Raw genomic sequence first — 17,896 nt, 5'->3', positions numbered from 1 at the left:
GGTCCCGGGATGCACGGCATCCGATCCGACACCCCGTCCAGGATGCCGCCGGCACGGCGTGTCTGCCGCGATCCCTTGCATCCGGGATCGCGGCAGACCGGGCTCAGCCCCGCGTCGTGACCGCTCGCCGGCGCACCCGCGCGACGATGAGGAGCAGGCCGACGAGGCTCAGCCCTGCGGCGAGCGCCAGCGGCGCGGGCGAGACCTGGCCTCCGGATGCCGCGAGCGAGCCGATCGCCCGGGCGTCCGAGCCACCGGCCGGCGCCCCGGCCGGACCGGTGCCCGACGAGCCTCCCGACGACCCTCCCGGCGAACCCGTGCCGCCGGGGGTTCCCCCTCCCGGCTCGCCCGTGCCCGGCTCACCCGCGCCCGGCTCACCCTCACCGGGTGCCGCCGTGACGTCAGCGAGTCCACCGTGGGTGAGGCTCAGGTACGGCGCCGAGTGGATCGTCGTCATCGGCCCTTCCTCGGCGAGCAGCGCCGCGCGCTGGTCCGTCGGGAAGTGGTTCTGCGCCAGCTCGAAGTAGCTCATGCTGTGCGCCAGGACCCCCGCGTCGCGCAGGTAGTCGATGGTTCGCACATTCGCGAGCTTCGCCGGGTCGCCCGTGTAATAGGGGAAGGATGCCGGGTCGGCGACCCATCCCGTCGCGGCGTCCGCGGCGTCGGCGAGCCCGCGCCCGTTCGCGTTGACGTGAGCGTGTACGTCGTACCCGTGCGCCGACAGCGTCTCGGCGACGAGGAAGAGCGGCAGCAGCGAGAAATGGGTGTACCAGATGCCGTAGTCTCCGACGCCGTTGTTCCGATCGACCTCGTCCGGGAGGTGCCCGTTCTCGTCGATCTGGTGCTCGAGCAGCTCGACGGCGCGCGCGTTCGCCGCGTCGAGCCCCGCCTCGTCGTCGAGGTACGCCGCCACGGCGGTCGTCGTCTCGAGGGCCCAGCTGCCCCAGTTGTTCGTGCGGTGAAGGATCGACGCCGCGACCGGCGTCGCCGTCTCGCGCAGGAAGCCGGCGAACACGGCCTCCGAGGCCGCACTCCACACCGACGTGCCGCGCAGCAGCTCGGCGGCATGGACGAAAGCCGGGAAGTGGTAGCTGAAGGCGAGCGCGGAATCTTCACGGGTGCGCACGCATTCGACCGTCGTGGTCCAGGCGTCGATGAACTGCGCGGCATGCGCACCGTAGCGGGCCTCGCCCGACAGGCGATACGCCAACGCGAGCTCGTAGGCGGTGTTCGCGTCGTTCTGCAGCCCATCCCGTGCCGCACGGTGCGCGGTCGGATCGTTGTAGAAGAACGGCACGAAGAACGTCGTCGGCGGGGCGGGCGCTCGCTCGAGACCCGCGTCGGCAGCGGTGAGCAAACGTGCGTACGCGAACGCCTGCGGCTGCTCGCCCGCCGCGATGCGCGCCGATACCGCCTCGACGCGGGCGTCGCTCACGAGCACCTCGCCGCGGCCGGCATCCGTCGCCGGCGTCCCCGACCAGCCGACGCAGTCGGTCGGCACCGGCTCGGCCCGATCGATGACGCCCGACAGCTGCACGGAGGCGGCCGACATCCGGACGTCTCGGTGCGCCGCGAGGGCGAACCCGCTGCCCGAGAAGGCGCCGTCCGTGACGTCGATCAGCGTCGTCGCCTCCCCGGCGCCGCCGAGGCCGACCCGCATCCGCTCGCCGTCGAGCGACGCCGTGACCGTGACCGGGCCGGACCCGGGGCGAGCGTCGGTCTGCGCGGTGCCGAGTACGGCGACCTGACCGTCACCGGCGGCGCGGATGACCGCCAGCTCACCGCTGTTGCGGACGAGAACGGTGTAACCGGACTGCGTGTAGTCGTCGGCTGTTCCGGTGCGACGCACCGTGAAGCCCGCCCACGCGCTGGCTCCCCCGCCCGCAGCGGAGAAGGTCACCGTCGCGGTCGCCGCCTGGTCGAGGCCGCGGCCGGTCAGCGCGAGGATCGACCCTCGTGACGACCCCGGCTGCACGACTCTCGCGACGCCGTCCGCTGCCTCCCACGTCCCGGCTGCGGGCAGCCATTCGGACGTCAGCTCGTCGAACGCCTCGTCGATCGTCGCGGGCGGTGTCGGCGCGGCGGTCGCCGGGAGGGCTGCCATCGTCAGCGCGACGACGCCGATCAGACCGAGCGAGAATCTCCATCGATTCTTCATGTCTTACCTTTCGTCGGGGTTTTCGGTGTTCACATCACGCGCAGCGAGACGATCCGCGCCTGCGCGGCACCGTTCGTGGCCGTCACCCGCACTCGCAGGCCCGTCACCCCGTCGACCTCGACCTCGTGCACGCGCTGGCGTCGGCGATTCGCCGTCACGCTGACCCGTTCGACCCAGACGCCGTCGGCGCCGCAGGTCTCCACGACGTAGTCGCGGACGAGCTCGGGGAACACGCGATCGGGTGTGCGGTGATGGTGCAGAGTGTTCAACTCGACGTCGGTGTCGTCGTCGAAGACCAGGCGCACGGTGCTGATCGACTGCGCGTCATCCCACGCGAGGGCGAGGTGCGGTGCTGCGTCGTCGGGACGCGACATCCACAGGTTCGGACCGCCGAAGAACCGCTGGTAGCCGCCGACCGCCTGCGGGGCCGCGAACGCCGCGGTGTCGGGGTGCAGGCGCACGCGCGAGGTCCGTCCCCGCATCGGGATCGCCGGCCACGCGATGACGCTCTCCGACTCGTCGACGGCGACGTTCTGATCGCCGTCGGCCTGAGGCCGGTGCGGCAGGGTCAGCACTCCCGGCACCTGAGCCTCGGCCAGCACGACGCTCACGTCGGGGTCGGCACCCAGCACCACGACGACGTTCTCGGGCTCGTCCGGTGTCCACGCCAGGGGCAACCGCACCCACTGCGGATCGGCGGCTGCCGCCACATCGACCGAGACCCGCGACCGTTCGTCGATGGGAACCGCGTTCTGCCGACGCCCGGTGGTCCACAGGGCGGCGGTGAGGGTCGTGTCGCGGGCCACCGTCAGCAGGACATCCAGGCCGTCGAGCCGCGGGTCCACGGGAACGAGCACGCCCAGGTCGGAATCGAGAGGGTGCTCAGCGACAGCGGCATCGGGAACCAGCTCGACGGGATCGACCGTGGTTGCTGCTGACGACGCCGACACGCGGGCGTGCCGCGCCAGGTCGGCCGGATCGGTGTTGCGCACGCCGAACACCGAGGCGTCCTGGCGCAGGAGCACCTGGCGCAGCTCGTCGGCGTGATCGGCCGCCAGCGCCCGCGGACGCACCCCGAGGTCGAGCGCGAGGGCGGCTCCGGTTCCCGCCGCCTCGCCGCCCGCGCCGCACGTGGCCATGACGCGGGTCGAGCCGAATGCCACGTGGCTCGCCGAGATGTCGCGGCCCGCCACGAGCAGGTTCGCGACGTTGCGCGAGTAGTAACTGCGGAACGGGATGCCGTAGATGCCGTTCGAGTACCGCTGGTGCGCCCCGGCCTCGGTGGCGTACATGCCCTCGACCGGATGCAGGTCGATCGACCAGCCGCCGAACGCGACGTCGTCGTGGTGGTCGACCTGATCGAGGATGTCGTTCTGCGTCAACACGTGGTCGCCGAGGAATCGGCGGTACTCGCGCTTGCCGGGGATCGTGCCGACCCATTCGAGGTCGAGGGTCTCGGCGTCGAAGCGGCCCGAGTTCTTGATGTAGTCCCAGATGCCGAAGATCACCGAGCGCAGCTCGTCGCGGATCGCCTCGTTGTCGTGAACGGTGTCGAGGTGGCCGCCCCACTCGATCCACCAGTAGTGCGCGCCCGAGTCGCCGGACCGCAGGATCCGCGACGTCGGGATCGGGGTTGTCGTGATGTCCTTCGCCGAGTCCGGCGCGACGAAGTCGACCGGTCTGCCCACATCCTTGGTGTAGAAGAGGATCGTCGAACCGAGGAGCTCGTCATCGGCCGTCTCGGGCGCCCACGCCTCGCCGAACTCGCCGCGGGCCTCGCGGCCGATCCGGAAGTCGGCGCCGGCCAGGTACCCGATGAGCCCGTCGCCGGTGCAGTCGAGGACGTACGGGCTGCGGAACGTCGTGGCGATCTCCGACCCCATCGTCCACCCGTGCACCGCCGTCACGACCCGCTCGCCGTCGACGTCGTCGGTGTCGATCTCGCGCACATCCGTGTTGAGGAACAACCGGATGTTGGGCTCGGCCCGCACCGCGTCGAGCACCACCTCGTCCCAGATGATCGGGTTCCCCTCCGGGTTGCGGTACTGGTTCTCGACATAGAGCTCGCCGATCACGCCGCTCTCGCGGGCGAACCGCTGGATGCCGTGCGACGTCGCGCCGACGACCCAGACCCGAACCTCCGACGACGAGTTGCCGCCCAGCACCGGCCGGTTGCCGATGAGCGCCACCCGCTTCCCCAGTCGCGCGGCGCTGATCGCCGCGCAGACGCCGGCGAGGCCGCCGCCGACGACGGTGATGTCGGATTCGATGTTCTGAGTGCGCATGGTTCCTTCAGGGCAGGGGGGACACCGGCGGGAGCGAGACGGCTCCCGCCGGTCGGATGGCGGTCTGGTCGAGCGGTGAGGCGAGCGGGCTCAGAGCAGGCGGGAGATCGCCTCCCCCGCGCTCTTCATCGCCGCAGCGGGCTGGGCCTGGCCGATGAGCACCGCCTGGACCTGTTCGGCGATCGCGGTCTCCATCTGCCCGTACGCGGGGTACTTCCACAGCGGGCTGGGCTTCGCTGTCGCGGTGATCGACGACGTGAACGCCTCGACGAAGGTGTTCGAGGTGACCGCGTTCGACGAGAGGGCGGCATCCGTCGTCGGCGGTAGGCCGAGCGCGGTGAAGTACGTCTCGCTCTGCGCGGTGTCGCTCGTGAGCCACGATGCGAAGTCGGCCGCCGTCTGCGCCCCCTCGCCGTCGACGACGACGACGAGGTGTCCCCAGAGGACGTGCTGCGGGGTCTGACCCGCCTTCAGCACCGGCCGGGCGATGGGGGTCATCTTGTCGCCGAGCGAAGCGTCGGGCGACTGCGACAGCACCGCCGACTTGCCCACGGGCGCGTCGTCGTAGAGCGCGGTCGACCCCTGTGCGAAGAGGGTGCGGGCGGCGGCACGGTCGACGTCGGGCGCGATGAGCCCCTCGTCATAGAGCTTCTTGTACCACTCGACGGCCTTGATCGACGCTTCGTCGCCGATCGCCGAGGCGTCGCCGTCGACGATCGGCGAGCCGAAGGTCTGCATCCACACGACGATGTCCTTGAGCTGCGCGGCCTTCGTGCTCGCCGCGTACGGGATCACCCCGATGCCCTTGAGCGCACGCAGGCCCTCTTCGAACTCCTCGATCGTGGCGGGGGTGAGCGACGCCCCGGCACGGTCGAACAGCTCGGCGTTGCCGATGAGACCCACGGCGCCGATCGTCCAGGGCAGTCCGAGCTGCTTGCCGTCCGACTTCCCCGCGCCCAGCGCGGCATCGGTGTATCCCTTGCCCTGCGCGAACGCCGAGAGATCGGTGAGCTTCCCCAGCGCGGCGAGCGCCGACAGCCAGGCGACGTCGAGCTGGGCGGCGCCGGCGAACTGACCGCCCCGCACCTGCAGCGTCAGCTGGTTGAGGTAGTCGTTGTACGGGTAGGCCACCGTGTCGATCGCGATGCCCTGCGCTTGCCGGAAGCCCGACAGGGCCGACTCGATCGCCGGTTTCGCCGCTTCTTCCGAGAGGCTCCACGACGAGAACCTGAAGTCGGTGGCGGTGCCGCCGCCCGGCGTCGCGGCCGGCGCACCGGAGCCTCCCGGGGCGCAGCCGGCGAGCCCGAGCACGGCCGCGCCGCCGATGCCGAACACCGAGTAACGCAGCAGCGTGCGCCGCGAGATGTCCTGGACCATGAATTCTCCTTCGAATCGGGTGGGTGGGTCAGCCCTTGACCGCGCCGGCGGTGATGCCGCCGACGAGGAAGCGCTGGAGCAGGATGAACGCGACGCATACCGGCACCGACACCACGAGGGATGCCGCCATGAGCGCGGGCCACGAGGTGCTGGCCTCGGAGATGAAGGTGTTCACGAGGCCGGGCGGCAGTGTCTGCCGATCGGGCCCGGCGAGAGTGAGCGCGAAGATGAAGTCGTTCCACCCGCGGACGAAGGCGAACAGCCCCGCCGCGACCAGACCGGGCGCGGCCAGCGGGAACACGACCGAGTGGAAGATGCGCCACGGACCGGCGCCGTCGATGCGCGCCGCCTCGATGAGGTCGTCGGGGAGCGCGTCGAAGAAGCCTTTCAGCATCCAGACGCACAGCGGCAGCGTGAACGTCGTGAACGACAGGATCAGCGCGAGGTAGGTGTTCAGGAGACCGAACTGGGCGAAGACGAGGTAGAGCGTGACGAGCAGCAGCGCCTGCGGGAACATCTGGCTCGAGAGCACGAAGTACATCAGCGACTTGCGACCGGCGAAGCGGTACTTCGAGAAGGCGTACCCCATGTACATCGACACCACGACCGACAGCACGGCGGTCACGACCGACACGATGACGCTGTTGCGGAGGTAGCCGAAGATCTGCTCGTTGCCGAAGACCGTCGCATAGTGCTCGAACGTCACCTGGGTGGGGAAGATGGCCGGCGGGAAGGCGAACACGCGGTCGCTCGGCGTGAGCGACGTCACGAGGAGCCAGTACACCGGGGCGAACCCGAACAGGACGATGACGGCGAGCGCGGTCCACATTCCCCAGCGGATGCGGGTGCGTCGGCGTCGTGTCGGACGCGGGGACTCGGGGGTCGTCGCGGCCGCTGCCACGGGCGCGGGAACGGGGGTGATGGTGCTCATCGGGAGCCTTCCTTCTCGCCGCGCTCGGAGAGCCAGACGTACACCACGACGAGTACGGTCAGCAGCGCCATCCAGACGATGCCGAGCGCGCCGGCGTGGCCCAGGTCGTACCCGCGGAAGGCGGTGTCGTACACCTCTGTCGCGAAGGTGCTGGTGGTGCCGGCGGGGCCGCCGCCGGTCAGCACGAAGATCGTGTCGAAGTGCTGGAAGTTCCAGATGAACTCGAGCAGGACCACGAGGGCCGCGACGCCGCGGATGTGCGGCCACGTGACGGCGAAGAAGCGGCGGACGACGCCGGCTCCGTCCATCGAGGCCGCCTCGTGCAGTTCGCCGGGGACCGTCTGCAGCGCGGCCAGGAGCATGACCATCACCCAGGGGAACGTGTTCCACGTCTTCGCGATGATGAGGGCGCCGCGAGCGGTGTCGGTCTGGAAGAGCCAGGCGACCGGGCTGTCGATGGCGCCGAGGCTCATGAGGATGCCGTTGAGCACGCCGTAGTTGGCATCGAAGATCCACATCCAGAGGAAGGAGACGACGACGCCGGGAATCAGCCACGGGATGAGGAAGGCGCCCCGCAGGATGCGCTGGCCCGGGAAGCGCTGGTTCAGCACGAGCGCGAGCGCGAGCCCGATCAGGAAGGGCGCGATGGTCGCGCCCACGGTGAAGATGAGGGTCTGCCAGACGAGACGACCGAAGTCGTCGGCGAGGACGGCGGACAGGTTCTCGAGCCCCACGAACTCCATGCCCGGATAGAGCAGGTTCTCGTCGAAGAACGCCGAGACGAGCGACCGCAGCAGCGGGTAGAGCACGATCGCGCAGAGCAGCACGAACCCGGGCAGCAGCAGGAAGACCAGGAAGGTGCGCTCGCTCAGCCGCGAGCCGAGTCGGCCCCGCCCGGGGCTCTCGTGAGCGGTCACGCTCGAAGAGGTCATCGTCGTCCTTCGTTTCGTCGTCCGGGCCGTCGTCTGCGACTCCCGGGGCGGCGACCATCGGCGTCGCCGAACTCAGAGTGCACGACGTGCGCACAGTGCGCAACTGTCATGCATTATGTGCATAATAGGGTGACGAACATCGGCGGCGAAAGCGAGGAAGCATGGCTGCGGAGAAGGGCGCCAATCAGAGCGTCGAGAAGGCGATCACGGTTCTCGAGACCTTCTCGGGGGGCGAGCCCATGCGCGTGAGCGATGTCGCGCGCGAAGCGGGGATCGGCCAGTCGACCGCATCCCGTCTGCTCGCGACCCTCGAGGCCGGCGGGCTGGTCGAGCGCGACCCGCAGACGTCGCTGTACTTCCTCGGCGCCGAGCTCATGACCCTCGCGGGCATCGCGATCAATCAGAACCGGGTCCACCGAGTCGGCCGTCAGATCGCGCAGAGCCTCGCCGGTGAGATCGGCCTCGGTGTCAACATCGCCCTCCTCCGCGGTGCGGAGCTGGTCTACCTCTGCAACTTCGAGGGGCCGCTCTCACCGAAGTCGCACACGCTGATGGGTCAGCGCGTCCCGTTGCATGCGACCAGCATCGGCAAGGCCACGCTCATCGGCACGAATCGCGAGAAGCGCCAGCGGTTGCTGCCGGAGCTGCCCGGATTCACCGAGGCGACCATCACGACGCACGATGACCTCGACCGCGAGGTCGCGCTGACCGCGCGACGCGGGTACGCGATCGAGGTCGAGGAGTTCGTGCTCGGACGGGCCTCGACCGCTGCGCCGATCCTCGACCGCAGCGGAAAGATCATCGCGGCCGTATCCATCTCCGGGCCGCTCACGGCGATCGATCTCGAGACGCGCGGCGCGGAGCTGGGCCGGACGGTCGTCGAGACCGCCGACCGCATCAGCTCAGGCCTGGGCTATCAGGGCCCGGCCTGAGCCTTGCGGTCCGAGCGGCGGCGCCCCGCCCGCGCGATGAAGAACAGGACCGTCCCGACCACGATGTAGCCGGCGGTACCGAGCCACACCGGGCCGGTCTGCTGGGTGAGCAGCACGATGCTGGCGATGATCGCCAGCACGGGCACGACCCGGGGCACCGAGAAGTGCTTGTGCTCGACCTTGTCCTTCTTCAGCACCAGAACGCTGACGTTGGCCGAGAGGAAGACGAGCAGAAGCAGCAGCACCGTCGTCTCGGCGAGCGTTCCGATGTCGCCGAGCACGGTGAGAAGCATCGTGGCGCCGGCGACGACGAGGATCGAGACCCACGGCGTGCGGCGCTTCGACAACACGCGGCCGAAGGCGTGCGGCAGCAGACCCGACTCGGCGAGGCCGTAACCCACGCGACTGGCCATGACCATGAAGAGGAGGGCGCCGTTGGCGATCGCCACGAGGGCGATCAGGCTGAACAGCCACGGCGGGATGGCGACGCCGCTGGCGGTCACGACATCCAGCAGCGGACCGGTCGATTCGGCCAGCTCGGCCGGCGGCACCACGATCACGGCACCGATCGCGATGAGCAGGTAGACGACAGCCGCGGTGATGATGGCGCCGAAGAGCGCCCGCGGGTACGACTTCGAGGGGTTCTTCACCTCTTCGGCCATGTTGGCCGCCGCTTCGAAGCCGAGGAACGAGAAGAAGGCGACGATGGATGCCGCGAACGCCCCCTGCAGCGGGGGCACATCCGGGGCGAACTCGAAGACGCGCGCCGGCTCGCCACCGCCGCCGGCGAACACCATCGCCGCGACGAAGATGACGATCACCAGACCCGAGACCTCGATGATCGATGCCACGAAGTTCGTTGCGAGCGACTCGCGCACACCCCGCAGGTTGATGACGGTGAGCACGGCGATGAAGGCGATCGCCACCGGGATCGGCGGGATGTCGAACAGCGCGGCGAAGTAGTCCCCCGCGAACGCGTTGGCCAGCGCCGCCGCCGTCGTGATGCCCGACGCCATCATGAGGAACCCCACGAGGAACGACAGGAACGGGATGCCGAACGCCTTGTCGACGTAGCGGGCGGCACCGCCCGCGTGCGGGTACTTCGTGATGAGCTCCGCATAGGTGCCGGCGGTGAGCAGCGCGACGACGAGCGCGATCAGCAGCGGCAGCCAGATCACGCCGCCGACGTCGTTCGCCATCGTTCCGACGAGGGTGTAGATGCCGGCGCCGAGGGTGTCGCCGACGATGAATGCGAACAGGAGGGGGGTTCCGATGGCCCGTTTCAGCCCGGGCCGATCGTCGGCGATCGGCGCACTGGTGTCGTTGGTCATCGCAACACTCCAGCGCCACATCCCGAATTCGGACAACCCCTGGCGCCGGCGCGCGATCTGTGGTTGTGAACCTGCCGCTGGCCGGTGCCCGATGCAGGCAGGATGAGAGACATGTCCGATGCCCCCGCCCGCTCGTTCCTCCGCGGCGCCGCCGACCTCGCGCGCGGCTTCGGCTTCTGGTCGCGCCGGCCGGGGGTCATGGCGCTCGGACTCATCCCCGCCGCGATCGTCGGGCTCGTCCTCCTCGGCGGACTCATCGCCCTCGGTGCCTTCCTGCCTCAGATCGTCGACGCCCTCACGCCCTTCGCGGACGCGTGGCCCGAGGTGTGGACGACGATCGTGCGCATCGCCGCGGGCACCGCCCTGCTCGGCGGGGCGATCGTGCTCGTCGCGGTGTCGTTCACCGCGCTCACCCTCATGGTGGGCGAGCCGTTCTACGACCGCATCTGGCGTGCGGCCGAAGCCGACCTCGGCGGCGCCGTTCCCGACAGCGAGGGAGGGTTCTGGCGATCGGTCGGCGATGCGATCGGGCTGATCGCCCGCGGTCTGCTGGCCGCCGTTCTGGCCGCCCTCGTCGGCCTCATCCCGGTCGTGGGCGGCGTGCTGGGGTCGGTCACCGCGGTGTCGCTCACGGGTTGGCTCCTCGCCGACGAGCTCACCTCGCGCGCCCTGTCGGCGCGCGGCATCCTGGCGGCCGACCGTCGCCGCCTGCGGCGCTCCCACCGCGCCCGGTTCCTGGGCTTCGGGATCGCGACGCAGCTGTGCTTCCTCATCCCGCTCGGGGCTCTGGTCACGATGCCTGCCGCCGTGGCCGGCTCGACCCGGTTGGCCCGCGCGGTGCTCGACGCGCGCGACTGAGGTTCAGGCGGCCGGTCTCACGCGTGCCGCATCGAGTCGGGTTCCTCATCGCGGATGTGCTCGTTCTCGATCTGGAAGGTGGAGTGCAGCACCGACACCTCGAAGTGCTCCGCGACGCACGAGCGCACCTCCTGGAGCACCTCGGCCGCGTGGCCGTCGCTGAAGCATCGGTCCTCGACGACGACGTGAGCCGTGATCGTGGGCAGCCCCGTTGCGACCGTCGACGCGTGCAGATCGTGCACGTCGGTCACATGGTCCAGACGCAGGATGTGCGCGCGCACATCGTCGAGGTCGAGCCCGCGGGGCGTGAACTCCATCAGCACCGAGGCCGTCTCGCGCATCAGCTTCACCGCGCGGGGCACGATGAGGGCGGCGATGAACAGGCCGGCGACGGCATCCGCCTGGGCGAATCCGGTCGTCGCGATCACGATCGCGGCGACGATGACGCCGACCGAGCCGAGGGCGTCGTTGAGCACTTCGAGGAACGCCGCGCGCATGTTGAAGTTCGCGCCGCGACTCGACGAGAGGACGGCGATCGCCACGATATTGGCGACGAGCCCGACGACGCCGAAGACGAGCAGCTCGATCGCGGGCACCTCCGGCGGCTCGAACAGGCGCCGGATGCCTTCGATCGCGGCGTACACGCCGACGACGAGCAGCAGCGCCGCCTGCGCGAACGCGGCGATCACCTCGATCCTGCGGAAACCCCACGTCCGGCGGGCATTCGCGGGACGCATCATGAGGTTCGCCGCGACGAGGGCGACGAGCAGACCGGAGGCATCGGTGAGGGCGTGCGCCGTGTCGGTGAGCAGCGCGAGGCTGCCCGTCACGATCGAGCCCACCGCCTGGGTCACCACGATCGCGGCGGTGATGCCGAACGCGATCCACAGCTTCACCCGGAAGTCGGCCGGCTGCCCCGCCGGGATCGCACCCGCCGGCGCGTGGCTGTGCCCCGCACCCATCAGCCGGCCACCGCGACGTCGGTCACCGGCCGCGGCCGGCGGAGGTGGGCGCACAGCGTGGCGCGGGTGCCGGTCGCGCGCAGCAGAGCCTCGGCGGCGTCGACGAGCCCCGCCGTCGCGTCGGGCTCGGCCAGGGCGTACCAGGATGAGCGCCCCTCGGGACGGAGGGTCACGAGCCCGCACTCGAGCAGGAAGGCGACGTGCTTGCTGACGGTCGACTGAGCGAGGCCGACGTGCTCGACGAGGTCGCGAACGCGGTGCTCGCCGTACGACAGGTGCTGCAGCACCGCGAGGCGGGTCGGATCGGCGAGCGCCTGGAACAGGTGCGCGTAGATCTCGGTGGCCCGCTCGTCGAGCTGCGTCGCCACCCGCGGGGAGGCCTCGGGATTCATCGTCACACGGCGATGATATCGCTGGCCAGGCGCTTCCGCCAGGGCTCGGGCGGCCCGGGCTCAGACCGCCAGGGCCCGCACCCTCCCCTCGTAGACGTCGCGATCGAGCTCCTTCCGGTCGTCTGCCACCAGCATGGCGACGAACGTGTCGCCGTTGACGTTGAGGAAGGTGCGCAGCACGCCCGCGAACCAGTCGACCGCGATGAGGAGTCCGACTCCCTCGAACGGCAGCCCGAGCGAGGTGGCGAGGAAGGTAGCGACGACGGGGAACCCGCCCGGTACCGTGATCGTGCCCATGTTGAGAAGAATCGCCAGCCCCATCCCGAGCAGGAGGGTGCCCGCGTCGAGGTGGACGCCGCCGGACTGGGCGAGGAACATCACGACGATCACATAGTTGAGCACGGCGCCGTACGACCCCATCGTCAGCCCCACCGAGAGGGTGAAGTTGGCCACGGTGCGGTCGACGCCGATCTTCTCGATCGCCGTCTTGAGCACGGTCGGGTACGTCACCGCCGAGCTCGTCGTGGTCACGGCGATCAGCGTCTGCTGAGCGAGTTTGGCCGGCAGCAAGGCGATGTTGACGCGCGTCCGCGCCCACACCACGGCGACGAAGAGGATGAGCAGGACGAGCACGCCGAGGAGGGTCGAGCCCAGATAGCCGAGCCCGCCGATCACGACCCCGAATCCGACCGTACCGGCGAGGTCGGCGAGGAGGCAGAAGACGCCGATCGGCGCGATCAGCATCACGAAACGGATCATCGTCAGGACCACCTGCTGGATCTGATCGAAGAAGTCGAGCACGAGCCGGTTGCCGCTGGCCGTCACGTAGACGTTCAGCGCGGCGCCGAACAGCAGCGAGAAGACGATGATCGGGACCATCGCGGCGCCGGACATGGCGTCGAAGATGTTCGTCGAGACGAAACCGACGATCGTGTCCTGCCAGCCCAGCGCCTCGCCGGCGGCATCCTCGAGGGACGGATCGACCGCTCCGGAGAAATCGACTCCCGACCCCGGCTGCAGGACCGAGCCGATGATCCAGGCCACCACGGCGGCCACCGCCGCGAAGACGAGCATCCACGCGAAGGTCCGCGTCGCGAGGCGGCCCATGCCCGATCCGCGGAGAGAGCCGATCGCGAAGATGATCGACGACATCACCAGCGGCACGATCGACATCTGGATGAGGCGGATGAAGATGTCACCGACGAACGCGATCGCCGCCGCCGCGTCGCCCAGCACGAGCCCGAACGCGATACCCAGCAGTGCCGCGAGTCCGATCTGCAACGCAGGGCTCTTCAATGCTCTCTTCACGGTCGTCCGTCCCTCTCGAAGCCTTCCCGCCGGACGGCGGTGACATCGACGCTAGGTCGGCGCCGATCGTCGACGCGGAGAATTGGTAGGACCGTAACGACCCGTTTACATGATCGGAACGTCGGATGACGAGGCGGCGAGCGTGACAGACTGAGCCGGCCCGCCAGATGAGGAGGATCCGCTGTGACCGACCCCGCCGGAGCGAGCCTCGGCCCCCTCCCCCGCACGCACGCGCTGATCGCCGACGACATCTCGCGACACCTCGAGCGCCTCATCGTGACCGGCGAGCTCAGCCCGGGTGCGCCGCTGCCGCCCGAGCGTGTGCTCGCGCAGACCCTCGGCGTCTCGCGCAACGCTCTCCGCGAGGCCCTGACCCGCCTCGCCGGACTCGGGCTGATCGAGCGTCGGCAGGGCAGCGCGAACCGCATCGCCCGGAGGGTTCCGCTCTCGGCGACGCTGGCCGCACGCATGAACGAGGTCTCGGCCGAGTTCCGCAACGCGGCCGAGTTCCGGGCCGTCATCGAGCCCCAGCTCGTCCGCCTCGCCGCTGCCCGCGTCGACCGGAGCCAGCTCGAGGCTCTCCGCGAGCTGCTCGAGTCCGGCGGCGAGAACGACGCCGAAGGATCGGCGGCCCTCGACATCGCGTTCCACACCGCCGTCGCACAGGCCACCGGCAACCCGCTGCTGGCGGCCCTCGGCGAGCTCACGGCGTCATGGACGGTCGCAGCCCGCCTGTACTCCCACCTCGATGCCGACGGGCGACGCCTGTCGCACGACGGCCACGCGCGCATCCTCGCGGCCCTCGCCGCGGGTGATCCCGACGCCGCCGAGTACGCCATGCGCATCCACCTGGCCGAGATCCGGCAGCTGATCGAATCGGCCGGATCGTCCGGAGCGGATGCCGCCGACGGCGCGTGAGCTCTGCCCTCCGGTAGGACCAATCTGCTCGGCATCCGCTACTGTCATCTCGAACCGGCCCGCCCCGGGCCGCTACGGAAGGCCGAACGTGCGACGCAATCCCTCGACCTCACGCCTCGCGCGTCGCGACGTGGCGCCGGCACAACGCCGGACCGCCCTCATCGCGCTCATGCTTCTGACCTTCGTGACGGGCGTGGTCGACGCGGTCGGCTATCTCGCCCTCGACCGCGTCTTCGTGGGCAACATGACCGGAAACATCGTCATCCTCGGCATGGCGGTCGCCGGCGGCGACGACCTCCCGGTTCTCGGTCCGGCGATCGCTCTGGCGGCGTTCACCGCCGCCGCCTTCGCGGCGGGGCTGTTCCTGCGGAGACGACGCAAGGAATGGGGTGGCGCGGTGACGGGCCTGCTGGCCGCGGGGGCGATCGTTCTCGCGGGTCTGGGCGTGACGTTCCTGATCCCCGGAGCCGTCGGCTCCGAGCCGGTCGTCCTCACGGCATCCACGCTCACCGCCGCCGCGATGGGCGCGCAGGCGGCCGTCGCCCGCAGCCTCGCCGTCACCGACATGACGACAGTGGTGGTCACCTCGACCCTCACGTCCCTCGCGAGCGAATCGTTCGTCGACGACGGCCTGCGCGGGATCTGGAACCGCCGCGTCGCCGCCATCCTCGTCCTCTTCCTGGGCGCACTGGTCGGAACCGTCCTGCTGCCCCTCACCCCGGGGGTCCCGCTCCTCCTGGCTGCACTGCTCACGCTCGCCGTCGTCGTGCTCGGGCATCTCCGGCTGTTCACGCCGGCGCGACGAGAAGCGGTCGTCGCGTGAGCGTGCTGCAGCCCGGCGAGGGCGATCTCCCCGGCGACCACTACCTCCCCGCCGGTCCCGACACCGTGCTGTGGGGGCGGCTGCCGTGCGCCGCCGACGCGCCGGTGCTCACGATCGCCTCGGGCACGACCGTCACGATCGACACCGTCAGCCACGAGGGAATCCTCGAGGATCAGGGCAAGGATCCCCGCGCCTACTTCGGGCGTCACGGCGTCGCCCCGGAGGCTGTCCTCGACGACGCGGTCGCGATCGCCGCGTCGCTCTCGCGCGACCCTGCTCACGACGGACCACACGTCGTCACGGGACCGATCCACGTCGAGGGCGCCCAGCCCGGCGACCTGCTGAAAATCACCGTCGAGCGCCTCGTCCCGCGCGTGCCCTATGGCGTCATCTCCAACCGGCACGGCAAAGGTGCGCTGGTCGGCGTGCTCCCGCGCGGCCCGCATCCCGTCAGCGTCTTCACCCCGGTCGAAGAACGCCCGGGCGGCCTCGTCGGCACGATGCCGCTGACCGACGACGGCCGCCGGATCGTCGAGTTCCCGCTCGCGCCGTTCCTCGGAACGATGGGCGTGGCCGTCGCCGGAGACGAGCGTCCCCATTCGGTGCCACCCGGCGACCACGGCGGCAACCTCGATGTGAAGCTGCTGACCGAGGGGGCGGCGCTCTACCTTCCGGTGCAGGTTCCCGGCGCCCTCGCCTACGTCGGCGACCCGCACTTCGCGCAGGGCGACGGCGAAGTCGCGCTCACCGCTCTGGAGGCCTCGCTGCGGGCGACGCTGCGATTCGAGGTCGTCGCGCGCACCGAGGCCCTCGCGGAGTTCGGTGAGCTCACCGGCCCACTCGCCCGCACCGACGAGTTCCTCGTGCCCATGGGGCTCGACCCCGACCTGGACGAGGCGATGCGCAAGTGCGTACGCGCGGCGCTCGACGTCATCACCGCCCGGTGGGGCATGGACGAGCACCTCGCTTACGCCTACTTGAGCGCGGCGACCGACTTCGATATCTCACAGGTCGTAGACATCGTCTGCGGCATCCACGCCCGCATCCGCGAGTCGGACTTCGGGCGGGTGCCTCAGCGCGCCGGGGTGAGCCAGGCAGTCGCCTCGCCCGGCAGCGCCCCCTCCACGACCGGGCGGGTCGACAGTGCGACCTCGCCCTCGGGCAGCGCGTAGGGCTCTTCGCCGAAGACGGTCACCACCTGCCAGCCATTCGGGCGGACGAAGTGCAGGACGTCGTCGCGATCGGTGTCGATCCATCGCAGATCCTCGCCGGTCTGGAAGAGACGCCGCAGCCGCAATGCCTCGCGGTAGAGGTTCAGCGTCGACGCCGGCGCGCCGTCGAGAGTCGCGACCGCATGCTCGGCGAACCACGCCGGCTGCGGGAGGTGCGAGCCCCCGTCGCCGAACCCGAACGCGGGCTCTTCCGCCGACCAGGGCAACGGGACACGACATCCGTCGCGTCCGATCTCCGCACCCCCGGTGCGGAAGAAGGTCGGGTCCTGGCGATCGGATGCCGCGATGTCGGCGACCTCGTGCAGCGCGAGTTCCTCACCCTGGTAGATGTAGGTCGATCCCGGCAGGCCGAGGATGAACATCGTGGCGGCCGTCGCGCGGCGCAACCCCCGATCGCGGTCCAGGCCCGCCTCGTCGCCACCGTCGATGAGCCACTGCCCGCCGTGCCGCGAGGGCATGCTCGTCTCCGCCGTCGGCGTCTTCAACCCGTACCTCGTCGCGTGCCGGACGACGTCGTGGTTCGAGAGCACCCAGGTGCTCGACGAACCCGACTGACGGGCGAGAGCGAGGTTGTCCGTGATGATCCGGCGGAAGGCCGCGGCGTCGAAGTCGGCTTCGAGCAGGTCGAAGTTGAAGGCCTGGCCGAGGCTCTCCGGGCGCGCGTACAGGTGGATGCGGGTCGGGTCGACCCATGCCTCCGCGACCGCGGTGCGGGGCGGGTCGTACGAGTCGAAGACCGCACGCCACTCGGCGTACACCTCGTGGACGTCATCCCGGTCGATCAGCGGATGATTGCCGTCGCGCGGGATGCGGTCGAGCTCGGCCCGCGAGGGAAGCGGTTCGGTGAGGTCCTTCGTGAGCATGTGCGCCACGTCGATGCGGAACCCGTCGACACCGCGATCCGACCAGAACCGGAGCGTCTCGACGAAGTCGGCTCGCACCTCGGGGTGGTCCCAGTTCAGATCGGGTTGTTCGCGGGCGAAGTTGTGCAGGTACCACTGCCCGTCCGCGACGCGTTCCCACGCCGATCCCCCGAACACCGACAGCCAGTCCGTCGGCGGCTCGGCGCCCTCCGGTCCCGTGCCCTCGCGGAAGATGTAGCGCTCACGGGCTGCGGACCCCCGGCCCGCGGCGAGCGCTTCCTGGAACCAGACGTGCTGGTCCGAGGTGTGATTGGGCACGATGTCGACGACCACATGGATGCCGCGCCGGTGCAGTGCCGCGAGCATCGCGTCGAAGTCGTCGAGGGTCCCGAGCCGCGGGTCGACGTTGCGATAGTCCGCCACGTCGTAGCCGCCGTCGGCGAGCTCGGAGGGGTAGAACGGGCTGAGCCACACGGCATCCACTCCGAGCTCCGCCAGGTAGTCGACGCGCGCCGTGATGCCCGGGAGGTCGCCCAGCCCGTCGCCGTTGGCGTCGGAGAAGCTCCGGGGATAGATCTGATAGACCACCCCCTG

Annotated in this window: 15 protein-coding genes; 5 read left to right on the top strand and 10 right to left on the bottom strand. The window is 70.2% G+C overall.

The genetic code is table 11. From position 1 onward, the window contains the following. Positions 1 to 103: 103 nt before the first annotated feature. The 5 genes from CBF90_RS02490 to CBF90_RS02470 all read right to left on the bottom strand — a co-directional run bounded on the left by CBF90_RS02490 (position 104) and on the right by CBF90_RS02470 (position 7,683). Positions 104 to 2,158: an alginate lyase family protein gene (locus CBF90_RS02490; protein ID WP_088379825.1), complete on the bottom strand. Its 2,055-nt coding sequence runs from the start codon at positions 2,156 to 2,158 to the stop codon at positions 104 to 106. Between the two features lie 29 nt (positions 2,159 to 2,187). Continuing rightward, positions 2,188 to 4,443, bottom strand: coding sequence for an FAD-dependent oxidoreductase (locus CBF90_RS02485; RefSeq protein WP_088379824.1), 2,256 nt, complete (start codon positions 4,441 to 4,443; stop codon positions 2,188 to 2,190). A gap of 90 nt (positions 4,444 to 4,533) precedes the next feature. Further along, positions 4,534 to 5,820: an extracellular solute-binding protein gene (locus tag CBF90_RS02480; RefSeq protein ID WP_088379823.1), complete on the bottom strand. Its 1,287-nt coding sequence runs from the start codon at positions 5,818 to 5,820 to the stop codon at positions 4,534 to 4,536. A 28-nt stretch (positions 5,821 to 5,848) separates the two neighbouring features. Then, positions 5,849 to 6,751: a carbohydrate ABC transporter permease gene (locus CBF90_RS02475; RefSeq protein ID WP_023953612.1), complete on the bottom strand. Its 903-nt coding sequence runs from the start codon at positions 6,749 to 6,751 to the stop codon at positions 5,849 to 5,851. Beyond that, positions 6,748 to 7,683 (bottom strand): carbohydrate ABC transporter permease, encoded by a 936-nt coding sequence (locus CBF90_RS02470; protein WP_023953611.1) that lies wholly within the window; start codon positions 7,681 to 7,683, stop codon positions 6,748 to 6,750. Before CBF90_RS02470 ends, CBF90_RS02475 begins: the two co-directional genes overlap by 4 nt. A gap of 161 nt (positions 7,684 to 7,844) precedes the next feature. On the opposite strand from CBF90_RS02470, the gene CBF90_RS02465 reads away from it, so the two are divergent. Further along, positions 7,845 to 8,615 (top strand): IclR family transcriptional regulator, encoded by a 771-nt coding sequence (locus CBF90_RS02465; RefSeq protein WP_023953610.1) that lies wholly within the window; start codon positions 7,845 to 7,847, stop codon positions 8,613 to 8,615. On the opposite strand, the gene CBF90_RS02460 is transcribed toward CBF90_RS02465, so the two are convergent. Continuing rightward, the gene (locus CBF90_RS02460; protein ID WP_064955841.1) at positions 8,600 to 9,946 is read right to left on the bottom strand and encodes an APC family permease; all 1,347 of its coding nucleotides are present in this window, start codon (positions 9,944 to 9,946) and stop codon (positions 8,600 to 8,602) included. The genes CBF90_RS02465 and CBF90_RS02460 overlap by 16 nt on opposite strands. A gap of 111 nt (positions 9,947 to 10,057) precedes the next feature. Between CBF90_RS02460 and CBF90_RS02455 the strand changes: the two genes are divergently transcribed. Then, positions 10,058 to 10,804: an EI24 domain-containing protein gene (locus CBF90_RS02455; RefSeq protein ID WP_242435567.1), complete on the top strand. Its 747-nt coding sequence runs from the start codon at positions 10,058 to 10,060 to the stop codon at positions 10,802 to 10,804. Between the two features lie 17 nt (positions 10,805 to 10,821). Here the strand turns inward: CBF90_RS02455 and CBF90_RS02450 are convergent, their stop codons facing one another. The 3 genes from CBF90_RS02450 to CBF90_RS02440 are packed head-to-tail and all read right to left on the bottom strand — an operon-like array spanning position 10,822 to position 13,466. Beyond that, positions 10,822 to 11,766 (bottom strand): cation diffusion facilitator family transporter, encoded by a 945-nt coding sequence (locus CBF90_RS02450; protein WP_023953607.1) that lies wholly within the window; start codon positions 11,764 to 11,766, stop codon positions 10,822 to 10,824. After that, on the bottom strand, positions 11,766 to 12,158 hold the full coding sequence (locus CBF90_RS02445; protein ID WP_064955871.1) for a helix-turn-helix transcriptional regulator: 393 nt from the start codon (positions 12,156 to 12,158) through the stop codon (positions 11,766 to 11,768). Before CBF90_RS02445 ends, CBF90_RS02450 begins: the two co-directional genes overlap by 1 nt. A gap of 60 nt (positions 12,159 to 12,218) precedes the next feature. Continuing rightward, positions 12,219 to 13,466, bottom strand: coding sequence for a dicarboxylate/amino acid:cation symporter (locus CBF90_RS02440; protein ID WP_036304738.1), 1,248 nt, complete (start codon positions 13,464 to 13,466; stop codon positions 12,219 to 12,221). 183 nt (positions 13,467 to 13,649) lie between these two features. Between CBF90_RS02440 and CBF90_RS02435 the strand changes: the two genes are divergently transcribed. The 3 genes from CBF90_RS02435 to CBF90_RS02430 all read left to right on the top strand — a co-directional run bounded on the left by CBF90_RS02435 (position 13,650) and on the right by CBF90_RS02430 (position 16,379). Beyond that, entirely contained in the window at positions 13,650 to 14,384 is a 735-nt protein-coding gene (locus CBF90_RS02435) for a FadR/GntR family transcriptional regulator (protein WP_088379821.1), read from the top strand. An 88-nt stretch (positions 14,385 to 14,472) separates the two neighbouring features. Continuing rightward, positions 14,473 to 15,207 carry a DUF1275 family protein gene (locus CBF90_RS18560; protein WP_023953603.1) on the top strand — a complete coding sequence of 245 codons (735 nt, stop codon included), beginning with the start codon at positions 14,473 to 14,475 and terminating at the stop codon, positions 15,205 to 15,207. Continuing rightward, positions 15,204 to 16,379 (top strand): acetamidase/formamidase family protein, encoded by a 1,176-nt coding sequence (locus tag CBF90_RS02430; RefSeq protein WP_197690556.1) that lies wholly within the window; start codon positions 15,204 to 15,206, stop codon positions 16,377 to 16,379. Before CBF90_RS18560 ends, CBF90_RS02430 begins: the two co-directional genes overlap by 4 nt. Here CBF90_RS02430 and CBF90_RS02425 read toward each other — a convergent pair. Further along, on the bottom strand, positions 16,280 to 17,890 hold the full coding sequence (locus CBF90_RS02425; protein WP_242435571.1) for a glycoside hydrolase family 13 protein: 1,611 nt from the start codon (positions 17,888 to 17,890) through the stop codon (positions 16,280 to 16,282). The genes CBF90_RS02430 and CBF90_RS02425 overlap by 100 nt on opposite strands. Positions 17,891 to 17,896: the final 6 nt, after the last annotated feature.

Origin of the sequence: Microbacterium sp. AISO3 (assembly GCF_002204305.1) — a bacterium.
Lineage (GTDB): Bacteria > Actinomycetota > Actinomycetes > Actinomycetales > Microbacteriaceae > Microbacterium > Microbacterium arborescens.
Note: the sequence above shows the minus strand (reverse complement) of the source record. Positions and strands in the feature narration are given on the sequence as shown.